Raw genomic sequence first — 16,162 nt, forward strand, 5'->3', positions numbered from 1 at the left:
CCTCAGCCGCCTCGACAGGTCGGGTGTCCACCAGGCGGGGAGTGCGTCCGGAAGTGAAGATATGGTTTGATGCGGACCCGGCACACTCCTGGAGAATCCATGTTGCTTGTTGTCAGGGGGTACGAATGATCAAGGGCGACTCGCCGAACCCCGAGACGCCTGGCGCGCCGGGCGCGGATCCGCTCATCGGTCGCACCCTGAACGGCCGCTTCAGCATCCTGGAGCCCCTGGGTGTCGGAGGAATGGGCAAGGTCTACCGCGCCCTGCAGGCCCCCCTGGAGCGAGTGGTCGCGCTCAAGGTGCTCAACCCCAGCTTCCCCAGCAGCAGGGATCCAGGCTTCCAGAAGCGCTTCCTGCGCGAGGCGTCGCTGACGTCGAAGCTGCGCCATCCCAACACCGTCACCGTCATCGACTATGGCCAGACGGACGACGGCATCTTCTACATCGCCATGGAGTACCTGGACGGTCGCACGCTGGCCCAGGTGCTCGGGCAGGTAGGGCCGCTGTCCTGGTCGCGCTCGGTGGCCATCGCGCAGCAGATCTGCCGCTCGCTGCGCGAGGCGCACAGCCTGGGCATCGTCCACCGCGACCTGAAGCCCGCCAACATCATGCTGCTCAACGAGCAGGATCAGGACCTGGTGAAGGTCCTGGACTTCGGGCTCGTGAAGTCGGTGGCGGCGCCGCAGGAGGGGCAGATCTCCCCGGAGATCACCCAGAACGGCACGTTCCTCGGCTCGCCGCAGTACATGGCGCCCGAGCAGGCGCGCAACGCGACGGACGCGCGCAGCGACGTGTACTCGCTGGGCATCGTCCTCTTCCAGATGCTGATGGGCCGGCCGCCGTTCATCGCGCGCGACCACATCGAGCTCATCTTCGCCCACTACAAGGAAGCCCCGCCCACCTTCCAGCAGCTGCGTCCGGACCTCGCGATTCCGCCCGAAATCGAGGGCGTGGTGCGCCGCTGCCTGGAGAAGGACCCGGCGCGCCGCTTCCAGACGATGGACGAGATGCTGGAGGGCCTGCGCGAGGCGAGCATGTCCGCGGGCGGCAACAGCGGCATCTTCAAGCGCCCCGGCGGCGCGACGACGACGGGCCCCTACCCCTCTCCGCTGTTCTCCAGCGTCGGCAGCGCGTCCACCGAGTCGGGTGACACCATCGCCGTGGACATCAGCGTCGAGGTGCCGGTGGCGGTGCAGCGCGCCCGGCAGCGCACGCTGCTCATGGGCGGGCTCGGCGGCGTGGTGGTCGCTGGCCTCATCGCGGGCGGCGCGGTGCTCTTCATGGGCAACAAGGAGACGCCCAAGCCCGCCGAGCCGACGCCCGCCGCCGTCGCGCAGGCGCCGGCGCAGGTGGCTCCCGCGGCGCAGGCGGCGCCCACGCCCGCGGGCAACCAGAAGGTCCGCTTCAAGCTGATGAGCCAGCCCAGCGGCGCGCGCGTGTTCTACCGGGGCAAGGAGCGCGGCGTGACGCCGTTCACCCTGGAGCTGCCGCCGGGTGAGGATGGCACCATCACCGTCGAGCTGACGTTCGCGCTCGAGGGCTACCAGATGGAGACCGTCGTCACGGGCGGCTCCGGTGACGTGGTGCTGTCGCAGAAGCTGCAGAAGCGCCGCGGCGGTCGGGGCGGCGGAGTGGAGGTGGCGACCGCCTCCTCGTCGTCCTCGGATGACGTCGACGTGCCCGAGCCCGTGGCCACGCCCGGGGGCATGTCCGCGCCGGTGATGCTCGCGCCCACGCAGGCGCCCGCGGAGCCGGCCGTTCCCCCCACGGCGGGCGCGGTGGGCGCGGCGGCGGCCACGCAGGCCAAGGGCGTGTCGGGCGGGCTGACGGTGCCCGTGCTGCCCACGGCGGCGCTGGCCTCCGCGCGCGGCGACGTGCTGCCCTACAACGAGGACATGCCCCGGCCGGAGATGATCGACCAGAGCAAGGACCTCATCTACACGCGCGAGGCGATGGCGGCGAAGGCGGAGGGTGTGATGATCACCCGCTGCACCATCACCACCAAGGGCCGCGTGGAGAAGTGCCGCGTCATCAAGACGGTGCAGTACATGGAGAAGGCCGTGCTGGACTCGCTCCAGTCTCGCACCTACAAGCCCGTCATCTACCAGGGCCATCCGGTGAACGTGGACTACACCTTCAGCATGCGCCTGGTGGCTCCGCGCCGCTGAGGTCCGTCAGGCCCTTCGAGGACGTGAGCGCCGCCCCCGGTCTTCCGGCAAGGGCGGCGCTCCTGTCTCGGGCCTCAGCCGCGCCGCCGCCGTGTACGCAGTAGCGCGAGCGCCGCCAGCCAGCCTCCGGCGACGACCGCGCCCGGCGCCGAGGCGCAGCCGGTGCCGCGCCCGTCTCCCAAGAGGGCCAGCCCCGTGTTCTTCATGATGCACTGATTGGGCGGCAGCCCCTTCGGGTAGATGGAGCAGAAGCCCTCGGCGGAGCCCGCGTCGATGATGCGCTTCTGCGTCTCACCGAGCGGCGCGGTGCGCTCCATCGTCGCGCCTGGATAGGGCACGTGGTCCAGCCCCACCACGTGGCCAATCTCGTGCGTCATGGTGTTCTGCAGGTCCATGGCCACGCAGTCGACGGACTCGGAGCCCTCCACGCACGGCGGAGCGTCCACCGTGGTGAAGAGGTACCCCGCCGCGTTGACCTCGATGTCCGCGTCCCACACCCGCCCGCTCTCGACGCCGTGGGAGGAGATGGTGATGGCCAGCGTGCGCGAGTCCTCGTCCCAGCACGCGTACTTGTTGCCGCAGGTCATCTCCGTCCAGCACGCGTCGTCTTCAGGGGCGACGTCGAAGCAGTACGTCTCACGGAAGGTGATGATGTTGTAGTTGGACGCGGGGTCCTCCTTCACGTACCCCACCTCCACCTTCCCCTCCCAATCCCTGCCCCGGCGGAACGTGTAGTCGCTGCACGTCGCGGCCACGCGCCGCCACGACTCGAAGGAGGCCTCGATGGCGGCCACCTCCGTGTCGCCCGGCGTGCGCGCGCTGCCGGCGGCATCCAGGTGGTAGACGTACTCGGGGGCGGGCCAGACCAGACACATGCGGCCGTTCCCGTTCGCCGTGGTGCGGCGGTAGGGATACGTGTCCTGAGCCACGGCGGGCGCGCTGGTGACGAGCGTCAGCGCGAGCACCAGGGGCCTTCTCACGAGCGGCCCTCCGCCGCGCCGCGCCTGCGCCGACGCAGCCACGCCCACGCGAGCAGCGCCGGCCCCATCGACGTCGCGGTGGCGCCCGTCGCGGAGCAGCCCTTGTCGCCCACGGGGCCGCCCACCAGCGTGTCCATCGCCGGGTGGAAGTCGGACTGGCTGGGCTTGCCCTTCGGATAGACGTCGCAGACGAAGTCGCGCGAGCCCGGGTCGATTTCGCGCTTGGACACCTCGCCCGGCGGCGCGCTCGGGAACATGGTCGAGCCCGTCACGCGCGTGTGGTCCAACCCGATGAAGTGGCCAATCTCGTGCGTGGCGGTGTTCTGCACGTCGGTGGCGACGCAGTTGCTCTGCCCCTGCGCCGTGCACGGAGGCCCGTCCACCGCGGTGAAGAAGTACCGGCTCGCGTTGAAGGAGATGTCCGAGTCGTAGATGATGCCCGAGCGCTTGTCATACGTGGTGAGGGTGATGGCGAGCGTGCCGTCGTCGTCATCCCAGCAGTCGTGCTGGTTCGCGCACGTCTCCTCTTTCCAGCAGGGGTCGGTCGACTGCACCAGCCCGCTGCAGTTCTGGGTGCGGAAGAGCACCACGTTGTGGTTCGTCTTGCCGCGCAGGTAGCCCACCTCCCGCGAGTCCACCAGCGGCCCCTCCCGCAGCGACAGGTTGCCGCAGGAGGTGAAGATGTCCTGCCAGCTCTGGAAGGAGGCGCGGATGGCCTGGAACTCGGTCTCCCCCGGCGTGACGGGGTTGCCGTCGCGGTTCAGGTTCCAGGTGACGAGCGGCACCGTCCAGTACAGCGCCTGGGTGGAGGGGTCTCCCGCCGTCACGCGGCTGCGCACGTACGGGTCGAACTGTCCGACGGCCATGAGCGTGAGCAGCGTGGCCACGGGCATCACGGCGTGGACCCCTTCTTCAGCGCGGCGCGCACGGTGGCCTTCAGCTCCTCCAGCGTCCGGGGCTTCTGCGTGGCCGTCGTGGGCTTGCGCGTGACGGGGTCCAGCAGCAGCGCGTCGGAGTGCTCGGGGATGACCATGGCGGGCTTGCCGGCCTCGTCGCGGCGCACCTGGAACTTGCCCTGGGCCATGCCGGCGACGCGGAAGGCGGAGGCGCCGCGCTTGCGCAGGAAGACGACCACCTCCTCGTCCTTCTTGAAGGTCGCCAGGCCATGCACCGTCTGGCCGACGTCGCCCACCTCGCCTCCTGGCTGCGTGACGAGCACCGTGTTGCCCGGCTGGCCCTTGAGCGGGTCGGTCACCTGGACCTCGATGTCGGTGACGATGCGCCGACCATCCCCGCTCCAGCGGCTCTCCACGCGGCGCACGACGCCATGAACGACGGCATCCGCTTCCTGGGAGAGCTGCGTCACGTCCACGCGAAGCTGCGTGGTCGCGGACGCGGTCCATCCCCCCAGGAGCGCCACCGTCAACATTCCCAAGCGAAATCGCTGACGAATCGACATACGCGTTATCTCCCTCGGGGCGCACCATACCTCAGCGCGCCCATCCGCGTTGACCCCTCGACCGCCTCCCTGCTAATCCGCGCGCCCGTATGACTTCCGCCCCTCGCGTCCGCTTCGCTCCGTCTCCCACCGGATACCTCCACATCGGCGGTGCCCGGACGGCGTTGATGAACTACCTGCAGGCCCGCCGCTACGGCGGCACCTTCATCGTCCGCATGGAGGACACGGACCGCGTGCGCTCCACGCAGGAGTCGGTGCAGGCCATCCTCGACGGCCTCGAGTGGCTGGGCATCGACTGGGACGAGGGCCCCGGCAAGGAGGGCCCTCACGCGCCCTACTTCCAGACCCAGCGCCTGGACACCTATCGCGAGCACTCCCAGCGCCTCCTGGCCGAGGGCAAGGCCTACCGCTGCTACTGCACCCGGCAGGACCTGGAGGCGCAGCGCGAGGCGGCCGAGAAGGCCGGCGCCTTCTACAAGTACCCGGGCACGTGCCGTGAGCTGAAGGGCCCGCCCGAGGGCCGCCGCGAGGAGGAGGCCGTCATCCGCTTCAAGATGCCCTCCACCGAGGGCACCGTGTCGTTCGACGACAAGGCGCTGGGCGTCATCACCAAGCCCTACTCGGACCTGGACGACTGGGTCATGCTGCGCGCGGACGGCATCCCCCTCTACAACTTCGGCTGCGTCATCGACGACCACCTGATGGACATCACGCTGGTGGCGCGCGGGCAGGAGCACGTCAACTCCACCTTCCCGCAGCTGATGCTCTACATGGCGCTGGGCTGGAAGCCGCCCGAGTTCGCGCACCTGCCGCTCATCCTCGGACCGGACCGCGAGAAGCTCTCCAAGCGCAAGCACCCCGAGGCGGACGTGATGCTGCACAAGCGCACGGGCATCCTGCCGGAGGCGCTCAACAACTTCATCATCCGGTTGGGCTGGAGCCACGGCAACGACGAGGTCATCAGCCGCGAGCAGATGAAGGAGTGGTTCGACTTCTCCGGCGTCGGCACCACCTCCGGCGTGTGGAATCCGGAGAAGCTGCTGTGGCTCAACCAGCAGTGGATGAAGGAGCTGCCGGAGGCCACCGTCGCGGAGCGGCTGGTGCCCTTCCTCGAGGCCAAGGGCTTCCAGGTGAAGGGCGACTCGCGCCTGGTGCCGCTGGTGCACGCGCTCAAGGAGCGCTCGCGCACGCTGGAGGAGATGGCGACCACCGCGTCGCTCTACTTCCGCTCCGGCGTCACGCTGGACGAGAAGGCCGCGGCCAAGCACCTCACGGGGGACTCGCTGGGGCTCTTGCGCAAGGTGCGCGACGGCATCGCCGCGCTGCCGGAGTGGACGGTGGAGGCGCTGGACGGCGTGGTGAAGTCCGTCAGCGAGTCCTCCAGCGTGGGCATGGGCAAGGTGGCACAGCCCGTGCGGGTCGCCATCACAGGCAACACCACGAGCCCGGGCATCGGCGAGACGCTGCTGCTCGCGGGTCGTGACGAGGCCCTGCGCCGCATCGACGCCGCCCTGGCGCGCGGCGCGTGACCTCCGCCTCACGAAGCGGTGGACGTTCCCCGCATCGGCCCCTATCTTCGCGAGCCATGATGCGAGCGCTTGACACCATGAGACAGCGTTTTTATAAGGCGCGCCCGCTCGGCGCGTTGATGTGTGCGCTCTGGGCGGTGGTGGCGAGCGCCGAGGTGGTCAGTGGCGCCCAGCTCCCGGACGGCTCCCAGAAGGTGGGGGAGAATCGGTACCGGGCGCCGAAAGACTTCGAGGCGACGTTGGATTACTACCGCTCGGTCTACTCGACGAGCAGTTATCCTCGGAGGCAGATCGTCAACCAGCCGGGCGTGAAGGCGGTCCACATCACCAACCCCTCGGGGAAGAACTTCGCGGGGCTGAATATTTACGAGGCGAACGAGGAAGTTCGCATCTACATCGTCCCGACGCAGCAAGCGGCCAAGCCGGCGAAGAAGCCGGAGCCCAAGTCAGGGAAGAAGAAGTAGAGCAGTCAGCAGGAAACGCCCACCGAAGTTGTTGCAGTCGATGGGCGGTGTTGGTAGTAGAGGCAGCCGCAGTGATTGGGGAATCGTCTAACGGCAGGACAGCAGACTCTGACTCTGCTTATCTAGGTTCGAATCCTAGTTCCCCAGCTCGCAGCACCGCAGTCCGCAGCAAAAAAGCTCGAATCAAGATGGTTGACGAGAGCTGAAGCAGGATGTAGGAAGCAGCAGCAGAAACACGGTGGTTGCAGCGAAATGTCGGCCCTGTCGTCTAGCGGTTAGGACGGTGCCCTCTCACGGCACAAACTCGGGTTCGAATCCCGGCAGGGTCACTCAGACGCCGCCTTCTGAAAAGAAGGCGGCGTTTTGTTTTTCCGGAGTGGGGTGACACATGCGGCCGCTCGAGGCGTTGCTCGAAACCGAGGACCCCGCGTGGCCGTTGGTGCGGGAGTGGTTGGGCTCGGCGAGCCACCCGGTCGAGGTCCTGCCTCGCGACGAAGCCGCCGCCGGAGCTGTGCTCCACCTGCTTCAGGTGACGACGCGCTCTCCCCTGGGCGCGGTGGCCTACGAGACAGGGGGCCTGCTCGTCGACGGGGGCTGGCTCCGAATCCTGGGCGGCGGAGGCCCGCGCATGCGCGGCAGTCTGGCGACGTGGAATGCGCTGGGCCCGCATCCCGCGGTGGCTGCGACCCGGGGAATGCTGCTCGTGGCCCATGATGTCCTCGGCGGCTTCTTCGCGCTCGACGGCGGGGCACTCGGCGAAGGGCGAGGCGGCGCGTTCTACTTCGCGCCCGACACGCTTCGCTGGGAGGACCTGGGGCGCGGCTACTCGGACCTGCTGGCCTTCTTCCTCTCTGGAGACCTCGCCGGGTTCTATGGCGCGTACCGCGCGGCCGGCTGGAGCGAAGAGGCCTCGAGGCTCTCACCGGATGAGGGCTTCTCCCTCCACCCTCCCCTCTGGACGGCCGACGGCAAGGACCTCACCCAGGTGTCTCGACGGGCTGTGCCCATGACGGAGCTGCTGGCGCTTCAGCTCGACCTCGCACGCCAGCTCGACGCCGGCGAGGCCTGAAGCACCCGCTCAAGCCGACGGCGCGAGGATGCTCTGGCGGAACGCGGAGAGCGCGGCGGCCAGTCGGTCCTGGGCTCGCTGGACACCCCGGCGCAACAGCAGCATCCGCACCTTCTCCGGCAGGACACTGGCGCCCTGCGTGGTGCCGAAGCCCACCAGGTCCATGCGCAGCGTGATGGCCTCCAGCAGGTCACCCAGGTCCGCCTCGGGACTGGCCAGCAGCAGCACATCCGGCGGCCGGCTCTGCAGGCGCTCCGCCAGCGTTCGCCACTGAGGGTCCCCCGTCTCCACCACCACGACGTCCACCTCTTCGAGCTCCGGCGCGTACGGCGGCAGCTCCCGCACCTCGAACCCGGACTCGCGCAGCGACTCCAGCGCCTCGGCGCTGCCCACCACCGCCACGCGGCCCGCCTGGACCTGGCGTGACGACTCCTCGTAGGCCCGGAGCTCCTCCTCCAGCGCCACGTGCGCGGGCTCCGGCGCGTCCTGCCCGGCGGCCAGCAGCGCGGCGGCCTCCCGGGCCACCTCCCGCGCCTGCTCGCGGACTCGCGTCCCGGACGTGCGCCGCTCCAGCGCCGCGCGCACCTTGGCGCGCAGCACCCGCAGGTCATCGAAGGGCTTGAGGATGTAGTCGCTCGCCCCCGCCGCGAAGGCCGCGATGACGGACTCGCTGCTCGCGTAGGCGGTGATCATCAGCGCCTCCAGCGTGGGCTGCAGCGTCCGCGCCTGCGCGACGAGCTCCACCCCGCCCATGCCGGGCAGATTCTTGTCCGTCACCAGCACGTCGATGCGCTGCTCACGCAGTATCGGCAGCGCCTCCTCCGCGCTCGCCGCCACCAGCACCACGAGGTCCGACTCGCGCTCCAACAAGCGGGCGCAGATGTCGAGCACGACGGGCTCGTCGTCCACCACCAACACCGTCGAGGCGAGCGTTCCCCCCTCCCCACCGTCGCCCTCACCGGTCTCGAACGGGAGATCCATGGCTTTGGAGATTCGCACAGCTTCACGCGGACTTCGAGGCTCGCATGCGGGGACCGGTATGCTTATGCCCGTGGCGAGCTTCGAGGACGCGTTGCAGGAGAATCGGGTGCCCCCGCTGTTGGGCGACGTGCGCCTGCGTTACGACGGGGGCCGGCTGGTGGGGGAATCCCGCCCGCCCCGGTGGGATGCGCGCATGCTGCCGGGCCTGTGTGTCGGTGTCGCCGTGGGCTGCGCCCTGGGCGCCGCCGTCCTGGTGGGACAGGAGAAGGGCTCGCTCCCGGCCGCCTCCGCCACCCTGGCCCTGGTGGCCGCGGCCCTGGTGGGAGCCGCCCTCCGGCTCGAGTCGAAGCTCGGCCGCCGCCGCTTCGTGCTCCACTTCCGCTCGGAGACCCTGCGAGTCGAGCGACTGGCGTGGACTCCCGGCGCCACCCGCACGGAGCTCATCCCCTTCGACGAGGTCCGCGCCGTGCACATCGTCGAGCGCACCGGCTCCGGCTACGCGCTGGTCGTGGAGTACGGCCCCCAGGGCGCCCAGGCCCGGCGCGCCGTGCTGGTGGAGAAGGTGCGCCACGCGGAGGGAGAGACGCTCCACCGCGTGTGGCGCATGCTCAGCAACGCCTTCGGCCTCAGAGGGGCGGGGCTCGCCGGAGGGTGATTTCGATGTCCGTGCCCTCGCCGGGCGTGGACGACAGCCGCAGGTTGCCTCCCGCCTGCGCCACCAGCTCGCGGCAGATGGACAGGCCCAGGCCCGTGCCGATTCCCACCGGCTTCGTCGTGAACAGCGGCTGGAACACGCGCTCCTGCAGGTCCACGGGGATGCCGCAGCCGTTGTCCGCCACCGTCAGCACCACGTCGTCGGGCCGCACCGCCCAGCGCACCTCGATGCGCCCCTGCCGCCCCGTGCCCGACATGGCCTGCGCGGCGTTCACCACGAGGTTGAGCAGCACCTGGCACAGCTTCACCGGCCCGAAGATGACGCGCACCGCCTCGCCGTTGCTCGTCAGCCGTGCCCTGTCCCGCACCTCCGCCCGCGCCAGCTTCACCGCGAAGGAGACCACCTCGGCCACGTCCGCGGTGGCCTCCATGTCCTCGCCGCGCGCCTGGGCCCTCAGGCCCAGCGCCACCTGACGCAGGTGCTCGGCGCCGTCCGCCAGGTCCTTGATGAGCGCGGGCAGGTCCTCCACCGTCTCCGCCACCGACGGGTTCGGGTCCGAAGACAGGTGCTTGGACACGTACTGGATGACGCTCGTCAAATCCCGCTGCAGCGAGGACACGTTCTGCGACAGGTAGCCCACCGGGCCCATCAGCTCGTGCGCGATGCCCGCCGTCACCTGCCCCAGCGTGGCCAGACGCTCCGACTTCATCATCCGCCCTTCCACCTCGCGGATGCGCAGCTCCAGCCGGGCAATCTTCAGCGCGTCGTCCAGAGCCGCCTGCAGCTCCGAGCGGTCCCACGGCTTGACGAAGTAGCGCGTCACCTGGCCGCGGTTCACCGCGTCGATGACCGCCTGCATGTCCGCGTATGCCGTGACGAGCATGCGCTTGGCGTCGGGGGCAATCGAACGCGCGCGCTCCAGCAGCTCCACGCCCGTCATCCCCGGCATCCGCTGGTCGGAGAGGATGACGCCAATCTCGCCCTTGCGCTGCTCGAGCAACGCCAGCGCCTCGCTGGGAGACGCGCTGCGGAAGATGCGGAAGCGCTGTCCGAAGTTCGCGTCGAAGACCCGCAGGTTCAGCGCGTCATCGTCGACGTACAGCACCGCGGGTAGTTCAGACGGGTTCATGACGCTCCTCCTGGCCGGCTATCCCTCAAAGAGGCCAGGCTGGTGCCGCCTAGAATAGCGCCTCCTCCGACTCCCTTTCTGCTGGGTGCCGACGGAACCGTCCCCCCGGGACGTAATGCCTCGCGAACTCTAGACCAACCAGACAGGTTTGACCCCCAGGAAAATCCAGACGAGTGCCCGTCACCCTGCCCGCTCACCGGGCATGCCGGCGACGGGAGGGCGCAGGAGGAGTGAGGGTTCAGCGAGTGGAGGTGAGGACGGGCGCGGGTGTGTCCGGGGACGCCAGGGCATCACCGGTGTCCTGCTCCAGGGCCACGGCCACCGCGTCCACGGAGGCGAAGCGGCCCCTGGGGAGGGCGCCCAACAGCGAGAGCACCGTGGGCGGGGCCTCGTTCTCACGAGCCACCCAGGTGAGCTCTTCCGCGGTGAGGGGGAACACCGCGCCGAGCAGGGCCTGATGCAGCGACTGCGCGAGAGGCAGCGGCGGGCCCACCCGCTCCTCCAACTCCGACACACCCTGGACAAGCCGTTCGCGTGTCATGTCGTCGTTCATTTGGACGAAGTTAAGCAGCGAACCGATTCGGCTGCCGGCCTTTTTTTCGTGCCCGCCCAGCAACCGGGAGAGCGGGCCACGCAGCGGGCCCCGGGTGGCCACCTTCCGCGGGGCGCCCCACCGTTAATCGCGCAACTTCACACGCACCCTCAGGAGGGACTTCGTCATGGCGCACCAGGACAAGCCCGACGACAAGCCGCGCAAGGCGGGCAGTGACGCGGATTACGCCGAGCGCATCGACCACGTGGAGGCCACGCGCCCCGAGCCCTGGCCCGGAATCCGCGGACGCTCGCACGAGGATGAGCAGGAGCTCCCCACCGGCACGCCGCGCGAGCAGCAGGCCCGGGTGACGGAGGCGCAACGCAAGCTCGAGGAGGAAGAGGCGGGCGAGCGCGAGCCCACCCGCGAGTAGAAACGAGAGGGCCCGCTCCCAGCCGCTCCGGGGACGGAGCGAGGAAGCGGGCCACTCACCTGCAAGCAGCCTAGAAGAGCAGCCGCGTGGGGTGCTCCAGCAGGCCGCGCAGCTCGCGGAGGAACTCCGCGCCGATGGCACCGTCGACGATGCGGTGGTCGCACGACAGCGTGGCCGACATCATCTTGCGGATGACCATCTGCCCGTCGCGCACCACGACCTTGTCCGTCACCGCGCCCACCGCGAGGATGGAGGCCTGCGGCGGGTTGATGATGGCGGCGAAGTTGTCGATGCCGTACATGCCCAGGTTGCTCACGGTGATGGAGCCGCCCGTGTACTCCTCGGGCTTGAGGGCCCGCTTGCGCGCGCGCTCCGCCAGCTCGCGAATCTCCGTGGACAGCGCCTGCAGCCCCTTGGTGTCCGCGTCGCGGACGATGGGGGTGATGAGGCCCTGCTCCAGCGCCACCGCGATGCCCACGTCCACCGAGCCGTGGTGGATGACCTGGTCACCCTGCAGCGACACGTTGACCTTCGGGTAGCGGCGCACGGCCATGGCCACGGCCTTCACGATGAGGTCGTTGACGGAGACCTTGAGGTCCATCGCCTTTGCCTCCTCGCGCACCTTCACCGCGGCGTCCATCTCCACCTCGATGGTGAGGTAGAAGTGCGGCACGCCGGGCTTCACCTCCGTCATCCGCTGCGCGATGACCTTGCGCATGGAGGACAGGGGCTCGGTGCGGGACTCCGCGCGCGCCACCGTCGGCGCCGAGGGGCCCTTCCTCGCGGCCGGCGCGGAGGGCGCCTGCGCGGGGGCCTTCGCTCCACCCTTGGCCAGCGCCTCCTCGATGTCGCGCTTCACCACGCGACCCGAGGGACCCGAGCCCTGCACCTGCGCGATGTCCAGCCCGCGCGCCTGGGCAATCTTCTTGGCGAGCGGACTGGCCCGCACCCGGCGTCCCCCACCGGACGCGGAAGGCGCCTGGGGAGCGGGAGCCTGGACCGGCTGCGCGGCGGGAGCGGCCTTGGGGGCCTCGGGCGCGGCGGCCTTCGGCGCGGGAGCGGCGGCGGCCGCCTTGCCCCCCTTGGGCGTGAGGTACGCGATGGGCGAGCCGACCGGGGCCGTCTGGTTCTCACCGACGACGATCTCCGCCAGCGTCCCGTCGTCGTAGGCCTCGATCTCCAGGTTGGACTTGTCCGTCTCCAGCTCGGCCAGGGCCTCGCCGGAGGAGACCTTGTCCCCCACCTTCTTCAACCACTTGACGATCTTCCCCTCCGTCATCGTCGGGGACAGGCTCGGCAACTGGATGGCGATACGGTCCCCACCACCGGACGCGGCGGGCGCGGCAGCGGGCTTGGGGGCCTCGGGCGCGGCGGCCTTCGGCGCGGGAGCGGCGGCGGGCGCGGGAGCCGGCGCGGCGGCCTTCGGCGCGGGCGCGCCTCCGGCAGCGACCTTCTCGCCCTTCGCGCCGACATAGGCGATGGGCGCGCCGACGGGGGCCGTCTGGTTCTCGCCGACGACGATCTCCAGCAGGTAGCCGTCGTCGTACGCCTCGATCTCCAGGTTGGACTTGTCCGTCTCCAGCTCGGCGATGGCCTCACCGGAGGAGACCTTGTCCCCCACCTTCTTCAGCCACTTGACGATCTTCCCCTCCGTCATCGTCGGGGACAGGCTCGGCATCTGAATGGGCGTGGCCATACGGGTCAGGCTCCCTCGCGGTACAGCACCTTCTTCACCGCCGCGATGATCTTGGGCGCGTCCGGCTGCGTCGCGTTCTCCAGGTTCGCCGCGTAGGACATGTTCACGTCGAGCCCCGTCACGCGCTCCACCGGCGCATCCAGGTCGTCGAACGCCTTGGACTGGATGATGTCCACCACCGAGGCGCCCACACCCGCCAGCGCCCAGCCCTCCTCCACGATGACGGCGCGGTTCGTCTTGCGCACGCTCGCGAGGATGGCCTCCTCATCCAGCGGCCTCAACGTGCGCAGGTCCAGGACCTCCGCGTTGATGCCCTCCTTCGCCAACTCCTCGGCCGCCTGCATGCAGAAGTAATACATGCGGCTCCAGGTGATGATGGTGACGTCCGTGCCCTCGCGCTTCACGTCCGCCTTGCCCAGCGGCACCACGTGCTCGCCCTCGGGCACCTCGCCCTTGAGCGCGTAGAGCCGCTCGCCCTCGAACATGATGACCGGGTTCTCGTCCCGGATGGCCGCCTTGAGCATGCCCTTGGCGTCCGCGGGCGTGGCCGGAGCAATCACCTTCAGGCCGGGGAAGTGCGCGTAGTTGGCCTCCAACGCCTGGCTGTGCTGGCTGGACAGCCGGCCGCCGGCGCCGCCCGGGCCCCGGAACACGATGGGGCAGCGCAGCTGGCCGCCGGACATGTGGCGCAGCTTGGCCGCGTTGTTGACGATCTGGTCCATCGCCAGGATGGCGAAGTTCCACGTCATCATCTCCACCACCGGACGCAGGCCCACCATGGCCGCGCCCACGCTCATTCCACCGAAGCCCAGCTCGGAGATGGGCGCGTCGATGATGCGCGCGCTCCCGAACCGGTCCAGCAGTCCCTGCGACACCTTGAAGGCGCCGTTGTAGCGGCCCACCTCCTCGCCAATCAGGAAGACGTTGGCGTCGCGCTCCATCTCCTCGGCGAGCGCCTGGTTCAGGGCCTCGCGGTACATCAACTCGGGCATCGTCGGCTCCGACTCGAAATCAAAAAGGGTTGGGGTGTGACGGGCCGGGCACTAGTTGCTCAGGCCCGCCTTCTTGTCCGCGGCTTCCGCCTGCTCGCGCGGCTCCAGGTCCCAGGTGACCTTCAGCTCCTGGCCGCTCGGGTACTTCGGCCAGTTCGTCACCTTCACGCCCAGCACGCGCTCACGCGGGCGAACGTCCTCCTCGCCCGGCTCGACGATGGTGTCGCGCCACAGCTCCTCCAGGCTCGGCTCCGGGGACTCGTCCGCGAACTTCACCGCGGCGTCCACCTGCGCCTTCACCTCTTCCTCGATGCGCTCGAAGTCCGCGTCCGCCCCCAGGCCATTCTTGATGGCGTAGTCGCGCAGCTTGGGGATGGGGTCGTTCTTGCGCTCCTCCTCCACCTCCTGCTTGGTGCGATAGTTGGCCGGGTCCGCCATCGAGTGGCCACGGAAGCGGTACGTGTTCGCCTCCAGCAGCACCGGGCCCTTGCCCGCGCGGCACCACGCGGCCGCGTCCTTCACGGCCTCGTACATCTTCAGCACGTCCATGCCGTCCACCGGCTCGCCGCGCATGTCGTACGCCGCGGCGCGCTTGTAGATCTCCGGCACCGCCGACGTGCGCGCGATGGCCGTGCCCATGCCGTAGCGGTTGTTCTCGCAGATGTAGATGACCGGCAGCTTCCACTTGGACGCCATGTTGAACGTCTCGTGGAGCGCGCCCTGGTTGGCCGCCGCGTCGCCGAAATAGCAGACCGTCACGCGGTCCTCGTTGCGATAGCGGCTGGCGAAGGCCATGCCGGCCGCGAGCGGAATCTGCCCGCCGACGATGCCGTAGCCCCCGTAGAAGTGGTGCTCGATGTCGAAGATGTGCATCGAGCCGCCCTTGCCCTTGCTATAGCCGGAGCCCCGGCCGAACAGCTCCGCCATCACCATGCCCGCGTCGCTGCCGCGCGCCAGGGGCTGGCCGTGGTCGCGGTAGGCGCTGAGCATGTAGTCGTCCTGGCGGATGGCCTCCACGGGCCCCACCGCCACCGCCTCCTGCCCGATGTACAGGTGGCAGAAGCCGGCGATCTTCCCCAGCGTGTACTGCTGACCCGCGCGCTCCTCGAAACGGCGGATGAGGTACATCTTCCGGTACATCGTCAACAGCTGTTCTTTCGAGTACGGGCTGGCCACCGCGGGTGCCTCCATGCAGGCCGTCCCTCCTCACCCGGGGACGGCGAATGCCGTGCGCCTCATAGCGCGCGGACCTGGGACTTCAAAGCCTTTCAAACCCCGCGCCCTTCCCCCGAAAATTCAGGCGCGGTGCGTCAGGAAACCAGCGTGAAGTGCGGCACGCTGATGATGCCGTCCAGCAGCGTCACGGCCCGGCCGGAATGATCCGTGGCCAGATGAATGACGGTGGCGTCGGGGAAGCGGCGCCGGTAGTCGTTGGCGTGGGTGGGCTCGTTGTCGAAGGCGGCCACCACGGTCCCCAGCCGGCCCAGTTGCGCATGGGCCTCGCGCTTGAACGCATCGTCGTCGTCGTAGGGCGCGGGCTTCATCACGAGCATCACCCGCTCCCCATCCGGCACGGCCATGCCGAGCCGGCGCATGCAGGCGACGGAGCCCCCGCGCATGCCCTCGTGACGGCCCGTGACGTAGACGAGCCGGGCGCCGGTGCCCACCACCGCGTGCGTGAAGGCCGCCGCGCCGTCGATGGCCTCGTCCACCGCGCAGTACTCGCTGGTGAAGAAGCGCTCGCCCCAGAAGTGGCGCGCGGGCTCGAAGTGCCGCTCCACCAGGGCCGCCTCCAGGCCGCACGCGCGCATCGCCTCGCGCATGTCCCAGCCGGAGTTCCAATGGTGGGCCTTGCACGTGGACAGCGGCTCCACCGCGTGCGCCGTGCCGTATTCCCGGAGGATGCGCGCCTGGCGCTCCCGGTTGTCGAGCAGGGTGGAGTCCAGGTCGAACGCCAGCACCGCCTGCTCCCCGAGCGAGCGGGCCTTGGCCAGGATGGCGTGGAGGCTGTCGCGCCAGTCGTCGCGGATGCGCTTCTTGAAGTCTTCGTGGGCCATGAGCGCGGCGAACATTAC

At 69.5% G+C, this 16,162-nt stretch carries 15 protein-coding genes, 2 tRNA genes and 1 pseudogene; 8 read left to right on the forward strand and 10 right to left on the reverse strand.

Annotation, left to right across the window (positions count from 1 at the left end):
- The first annotated feature begins 125 nt into the window (after nucleotides 1–125).
- Nucleotides 126–2,168 carry a protein kinase domain-containing protein gene (locus OWM54_RS04560; protein WP_267696716.1) on the forward strand — a complete coding sequence of 681 codons (2,043 nt, stop codon included), beginning with the start codon at nucleotides 126–128 and terminating at the stop codon, nucleotides 2,166–2,168.
- 74 nt (nucleotides 2,169–2,242) lie between these two features.
- Here OWM54_RS04560 and OWM54_RS04565 read toward each other — a convergent pair whose 3' ends face one another.
- Genes OWM54_RS04565 through OWM54_RS04575 form a run of 3 tightly spaced genes read right to left on the reverse strand, consistent with a single transcriptional unit; the run spans nucleotide 2,243 to nucleotide 4,607 of the window.
- Entirely contained in the window at nucleotides 2,243–3,148 is a 906-nt protein-coding gene (locus tag OWM54_RS04565; protein ID WP_267696717.1) for a myxosortase-dependent metalloprotease, MXAN_2677/MXAN_2678 family, read from the reverse strand.
- Nucleotides 3,145–4,044, reverse strand: coding sequence for a myxosortase-dependent metalloprotease, MXAN_2677/MXAN_2678 family (locus OWM54_RS04570; protein WP_223746785.1), 900 nt, complete (start codon nucleotides 4,042–4,044; stop codon nucleotides 3,145–3,147). The genes OWM54_RS04565 and OWM54_RS04570 overlap by 4 nt, the downstream gene beginning before the upstream one ends.
- The gene (locus OWM54_RS04575) at nucleotides 4,041–4,607 is read right to left on the reverse strand and encodes a hypothetical protein (RefSeq protein ID WP_223746784.1); all 567 of its coding nucleotides are present in this window, start codon (nucleotides 4,605–4,607) and stop codon (nucleotides 4,041–4,043) included. Before OWM54_RS04575 ends, OWM54_RS04570 begins: the two co-directional genes overlap by 4 nt.
- Before the next feature lie 89 nt (nucleotides 4,608–4,696).
- Between OWM54_RS04575 and gltX the strand changes: the two genes are divergently transcribed.
- The 5 genes from gltX to OWM54_RS04600 all read left to right on the forward strand — a co-directional run bounded on the left by gltX (nucleotide 4,697) and on the right by OWM54_RS04600 (nucleotide 7,669).
- On the forward strand, nucleotides 4,697–6,136 hold the full coding sequence (gene gltX / locus OWM54_RS04580) for a glutamate--tRNA ligase (RefSeq protein WP_267696718.1): 1,440 nt from the start codon (nucleotides 4,697–4,699) through the stop codon (nucleotides 6,134–6,136).
- Nucleotides 6,137–6,213: 77 nt separating this feature from the next.
- Complete coding sequence (locus OWM54_RS04585) at nucleotides 6,214–6,600, forward strand: hypothetical protein (RefSeq protein WP_223746782.1); 387 nt, start codon at nucleotides 6,214–6,216, stop codon at nucleotides 6,598–6,600.
- A gap of 76 nt (nucleotides 6,601–6,676) precedes the next feature.
- Nucleotides 6,677–6,747 (forward strand) — tRNA-Gln (locus OWM54_RS04590).
- Nucleotides 6,748–6,857: 110 nt separating this feature from the next.
- Nucleotides 6,858–6,929: transfer RNA gene (locus OWM54_RS04595), tRNA-Glu, on the forward strand.
- Nucleotides 6,930–6,988: 59 nt separating this feature from the next.
- Nucleotides 6,989–7,669 carry a DUF2625 family protein gene (locus OWM54_RS04600; protein ID WP_267696719.1) on the forward strand — a complete coding sequence of 227 codons (681 nt, stop codon included), beginning with the start codon at nucleotides 6,989–6,991 and terminating at the stop codon, nucleotides 7,667–7,669.
- Nucleotides 7,670–7,678: 9 nt separating this feature from the next.
- Here OWM54_RS04600 and OWM54_RS04605 read toward each other — a convergent pair whose 3' ends face one another.
- On the reverse strand, nucleotides 7,679–8,650 hold the full coding sequence (locus OWM54_RS04605) for a response regulator (RefSeq protein ID WP_194869019.1): 972 nt from the start codon (nucleotides 8,648–8,650) through the stop codon (nucleotides 7,679–7,681).
- A 58-nt stretch (nucleotides 8,651–8,708) separates the two neighbouring features.
- On the opposite strand from OWM54_RS04605, the gene OWM54_RS04610 reads away from it, so the two are divergent.
- Entirely contained in the window at nucleotides 8,709–9,305 is a 597-nt protein-coding gene (locus OWM54_RS04610) for a hypothetical protein (protein ID WP_141323249.1), read from the forward strand.
- Here the strand turns inward: OWM54_RS04610 and OWM54_RS04615 are convergent.
- On the reverse strand, nucleotides 9,277–10,434 hold the full coding sequence (locus tag OWM54_RS04615) for a sensor histidine kinase (protein WP_141323248.1): 1,158 nt from the start codon (nucleotides 10,432–10,434) through the stop codon (nucleotides 9,277–9,279). The genes OWM54_RS04610 and OWM54_RS04615 overlap by 29 nt on opposite strands.
- Nucleotides 10,435–10,672: 238 nt before the next feature.
- On the reverse strand, nucleotides 10,673–10,975 hold the full coding sequence (locus OWM54_RS04620; RefSeq protein ID WP_223746780.1) for a DUF2795 domain-containing protein: 303 nt from the start codon (nucleotides 10,973–10,975) through the stop codon (nucleotides 10,673–10,675).
- A gap of 178 nt (nucleotides 10,976–11,153) precedes the next feature.
- Here OWM54_RS04620 and OWM54_RS04625 point away from each other — a divergent pair, with 178 nt between their 5' ends.
- Entirely contained in the window at nucleotides 11,154–11,399 is a 246-nt protein-coding gene (locus tag OWM54_RS04625; protein WP_223782999.1) for a hypothetical protein, read from the forward strand.
- Between the two features lie 70 nt (nucleotides 11,400–11,469).
- On the opposite strand, the gene OWM54_RS04630 is transcribed toward OWM54_RS04625, so the two are convergent.
- The 4 genes and pseudogenes from OWM54_RS04630 to OWM54_RS04645 all read right to left on the reverse strand — a co-directional run bounded on the left by OWM54_RS04630 (nucleotide 11,470) and on the right by OWM54_RS04645 (nucleotide 16,144).
- Nucleotides 11,470–13,095: a pyruvate dehydrogenase complex dihydrolipoamide acetyltransferase gene (locus OWM54_RS04630; RefSeq protein WP_267696720.1), complete on the reverse strand. Its 1,626-nt coding sequence runs from the start codon at nucleotides 13,093–13,095 to the stop codon at nucleotides 11,470–11,472.
- A gap of 5 nt (nucleotides 13,096–13,100) precedes the next feature.
- Nucleotides 13,101–14,096 (reverse strand): annotated as a pseudogene (locus OWM54_RS04635) (pyruvate dehydrogenase complex E1 component subunit beta); the annotation flags it as partial.
- A gap of 42 nt (nucleotides 14,097–14,138) precedes the next feature.
- Entirely contained in the window at nucleotides 14,139–15,263 is a 1,125-nt protein-coding gene (gene pdhA / locus OWM54_RS04640; RefSeq protein ID WP_223746916.1) for a pyruvate dehydrogenase (acetyl-transferring) E1 component subunit alpha, read from the reverse strand.
- 134 nt (nucleotides 15,264–15,397) lie between these two features.
- Nucleotides 15,398–16,144 (reverse strand): hypothetical protein, encoded by a 747-nt coding sequence (locus OWM54_RS04645; RefSeq protein WP_267696721.1) that lies wholly within the window; start codon nucleotides 16,142–16,144, stop codon nucleotides 15,398–15,400.
- Nucleotides 16,145–16,162: the final 18 nt, after the last annotated feature.

This window comes from Myxococcus sp. MISCRS1 (assembly GCF_026626605.1).
Lineage (GTDB): Bacteria > Myxococcota > Myxococcia > Myxococcales > Myxococcaceae > Myxococcus > Myxococcus fulvus.